Raw genomic sequence first — 3,526 nt, 5'->3', positions numbered from 1 at the left:
ATGCGCGACCTGCCATGGCGCGAGTGGCCGCAGCGACTCGCCCAGGTTTCCGCGACTGGCTGGCCAGACCCCCGAATATCTGCAGGCACAGCTCAAAGGCTTCCGCGATCATGAACGCGGAGAATCCGATGCACGCTCGCACATGTGGGGAATCGCCGCGCAACTCGATAACGCGACGATCCAATCGCTGGCCGACTATTACGGGAGTCAGACGCCGGCGCCGGGTGTGGCCGGCGACCCCGAGCTGACGAGCAAAGGACAAACGATTTTCGAGCAAGGCTTCGCTGACCGCGGGGTGCCCGCCTGTGCTTCCTGCCACGGCGCACGGGCCGAGGGCGCCGGCGCATTCCCGCGACTGGCCGGGCAGCATCGCGCCTAYCTGCTACGCCAGATCGAAGTGTTCAAGAACCGTTCGCGCGGCAACTCGCCCGTGATGAGCGCGGTGGCGCACGATTTGAGCTACGACGAGGCCAGCGCCGTGGCCGCCTACTTGCAATCCAGGTGATCGCCTCCCCTTCCAATGCAGGCGGCGGGGTCGGTGCCGCGACCTGCGCGCGCGCCTTATACGCCATTTCGCGACCTCGCGACCGCGTGTAGTCCTCTCTGCACTATAGGGAAGCAGGCAAGACGCAGCCTGCGAATGCCGCGTCTCAGACTGGAGAAGCGCTAAACCTGGGCCGCCCGCGCCTATGAATGGGCTTCTTGTCCTGGATCAAAGTTTACCTGCCGGCTTTGACTAGGTTGGAAGTGTCTTGCGACCGGGTACTGCATGCGTTTCCTGGCATCGCGAACTCCGAGCTTCTCCCGCAGCGTGCGGAGTGAGTGCAACGGCGCGGTGCAGCCGGAACCGGTGTGGCAAAAAGCGGGGCACTGGACGAAATTTCCGGTGCCATGCCGAAGTCGAGGCGGCCGATTGCGAACAGGCGGCCAACGTCCCTCGATCAGCTAAAGCGAAATATCGCCGGCGGCGAGCCGTCCATATTGTTGCAGTGAATTTCATTTCACAAGAGGAGACAGCCATGGAACGGAAGATTCTGGTGCTCAGCCTTCTGGCTATGGCGCTCGCGGCACCGCCCAATCATGCTCAGACTCCGCCGGCGGGCACGGCCCCGGCCGCGGCCGCGGCGAGCGCTGTCGATCAAGGATCGATTCAGGCACTCAAGGACATGGGCGCCTATCTGCAGACATTGAAGCGCTTCCGGGTATCGAACGATCTGACCGCCGAACGGGTGCTGGCGGATGGGCAGAAACTACAGCACATGGCAAGGGCGGATATGGACGTCGTCCGTCCGAACAAGCTGCGCGTCATGATGCTAAGTCCGCGCTCAGAACGCGAACTGATCTACGACGGCAAGACTGTTACCCTCTATACCCCTGCGCAAAAGTATTACTCGTCGGTGGAATTTTCCGACACCATCGGTGGCCTGATCGCCCGGTTGCAGGAAAAGTACGGCGTGGAACTGCCGCTAACAGATCTCTTCATCTGGGGTACCCCCGCCGCGCCACTCGACAAGATCGAGTCCGCAATGAATGCCGGCCAGGACTTTGTCGGAAAGGACCTTTGCGATCATTACGCTTTTCGTCAGGGCAATATCGACTGGCAGATCTGGATTACCACCGGAGGCAAGCCGCTGCCGCGCAAGGTCGTCATCACCAATCGGGCGGATGAAGCCCGTCCGCAATCGGTCTCCCTCCTTGAGTGGAACCTGACGCCGAGCTTCACGGACTCGGTGTTCAGCTTCACGCCGCCGAAAGGCTCTTCCAAGATCGAGATCGTGCCGGTCAAGACAAAGTAAAGGAGCCATCATGAAGAGATCATTCAGCAAGTTGCTTCAGATGCCGCTGGCCTTGCTTGTCCTCGCCAGCTTCGCGTTGGTTCCCGCGGGCGAGGCGGCAGCTCGTGCCGGCGGCGGCGGCGGCGGTGGCGGAGGTGGTGGTGGTGGCGGTGCTCGCGCACAAGCGGCTGGTGGTGGCGGCGGCGGCGCTCACGCGCAAGCGGCTGGCGGCGGTGGTGGCGCCAGGCAGACTGCTCAGGTCAACAATAGCAAGGCCGACGCGCGGACCAACAATGTCCGCAACACCAGTGTGAACAACGTCAACAACGTCAACAAGAATGTCAACGTGAATGTCCAAGGTAATAGTGGCGGTTGGGACAATGACTACCACCCGGTCGGGGCCGCTGTCGCGGTCGGTGCCACGGTTGCCGTGACTTCGGCCATTGTCGGCTCGATGGTGAGAACCGTGCCGCCAGGTTGCGTACCGGTCAACTATAGCGGCATGGTCTACCAGCAATGCGGCACTACCTGGTATCAGCCGCAAGGATCCCAATATGTGGTCGTGAATCCTCCGTATTGACGCCTGCGTGTTCGGCTTCAACATCTCATGGTGATCCCCTACTAAAGCAGACAGCTGGCAGCGACGCGCTCTCGACCTCTGCCAGCCACAAGGCCAGTTCCCACCAGTCCGCCGCGGCGTTCGCGCACGGCCCGCCGCCGAAGGCCGCCAGTGCGGCCTCGATGCGCTGCGCCGTCCCGGCCAGCCCGGCATGTGGTGCCGGCGCGGATCCGACGGCGGCCGGCACCGGCTGTCCCGATAGCCAGCACCACGGCGCGGGACTGTGTCATCAGGACCAGCGACTCCATTTCCAGTTCGACCCCGAGCACACGCACCGTGCCCGCCACACGCCGGATGGGATTGCCACGCGCTTCGGCGATCCGCAGCAGGTTCGCCAGTGCGTCGACGGCGCCCCGGCACGCGCAACCGGCTATGCAGCCGCCTCGACCACCGCCACCGCCCTTTCCGCCGCCGGGGACAGCGTGCGCTGCGCCAGGCGCACGATCACGAACTCCACGGTCATGGCGGGGGTCCCCGCCAGTTCCAGCGGCACGAGCGCGCCGGCCTCCAGTTCGGCCCTGAGCGCGCGCGCGGGCGCCAGCAGGACTGCATCGGAATGCCGCGCCAGGTGCGCCAGTGCGCGAAAGTCGTTGCACTCCACCTGCAAGGGCAGGGTTTCGCCAGGCCGGCAGCCAAGCAGCCTGCGCAGTTGCCCGTGGCCGTACGGCGGCAGCGTCACCGACACCAGGGCGGCCTCGCGCAACAGCGCCGGCGTGACCCGCCCGCGGCTAAGCGGATGGTCCGGGCGCACATACCAGCCCGAGCGCTCCGGCCGCAGCCGCCGAACCTCCAGTTCCGCCACCGGCGGAATCGTGCGGTGCTCCGCCACCAGGAAATCCAGCGTCTCGGCGTGCAAGGCGGCGAGCAGCGCCGGCGCGCTATTTACCTCGGCCGTCACGCGCAACTTGGGCCATTGGCGATTCATGGCGGATAGCACCTCGGGCAGCAGGATGGCCGCGGGAAATGGCCCCATCCCCAGCTGGACGCTGCCGATCTCGTGCTGCTGCACCAGCGCGAGATCGCGCGACAGGCAACGGGTTTCGAACAGGATGCGGCGGGCCCGCTCGGCCACCATGCGCCCCGCCGACGTCAATGTGACCCCGCGCGCGCCGCGGTCGAACAGCGGCATGCC

The 3,526-nt window shown here is 65.1% G+C and carries 4 protein-coding genes; 3 read left to right on the top strand and 1 reads right to left on the bottom strand.

Annotated features, from left to right (window positions below; translation table 11 throughout):
• The 3 genes from AC1DN0_RS40670 to AC1DN0_RS40660 form a co-directional block, all read left to right on the top strand.
• Positions 1 to 505: c-type cytochrome (locus AC1DN0_RS40670; RefSeq protein WP_477146584.1), on the top strand; the 505-nt coding region annotated here is incomplete at its 5' end.
• Between the two features lie 514 nt (positions 506 to 1,019).
• A complete protein-coding gene (locus AC1DN0_RS40665; protein ID WP_441628404.1) occupies positions 1,020 to 1,796 on the top strand; it encodes a DUF2092 domain-containing protein in 777 nt (258 codons plus the stop codon).
• Positions 1,797 to 1,806: 10 nt separating this feature from the next.
• Complete coding sequence (locus AC1DN0_RS40660; protein ID WP_441628402.1) at positions 1,807 to 2,355, top strand: hypothetical protein; 549 nt, start codon at positions 1,807 to 1,809, stop codon at positions 2,353 to 2,355.
• A gap of 409 nt (positions 2,356 to 2,764) precedes the next feature.
• Here AC1DN0_RS40660 and AC1DN0_RS40655 read toward each other — a convergent pair.
• A partial coding sequence (locus AC1DN0_RS40655) for a LysR family transcriptional regulator (RefSeq protein WP_477146583.1) occupies positions 2,765 to 3,526 on the bottom strand: 762 nt, incomplete at its 5' end.

The organism is Cupriavidus sp. 05N39, assembly GCF_056397325.1.
The sequence above is the reverse complement of the archived record's forward strand: the minus strand, read 5'-3'. Positions and strand labels throughout refer to the sequence as shown.

What these genes read in the sequence shown, in the direction of transcription:
- AC1DN0_RS40660 (WP_441628402.1), top strand. Translation starts at nt 1,807, where the DNA reads ATGAAGAGATCATTCAGCAAGTTGCTTCAGATGCCGCTGGCCTTGCTT.
- AC1DN0_RS40665 (WP_441628404.1), top strand. Translation starts at nt 1,020, where the DNA reads ATGGAACGGAAGATTCTGGTGCTCAGCCTTCTGGCTATGGCGCTCGCG.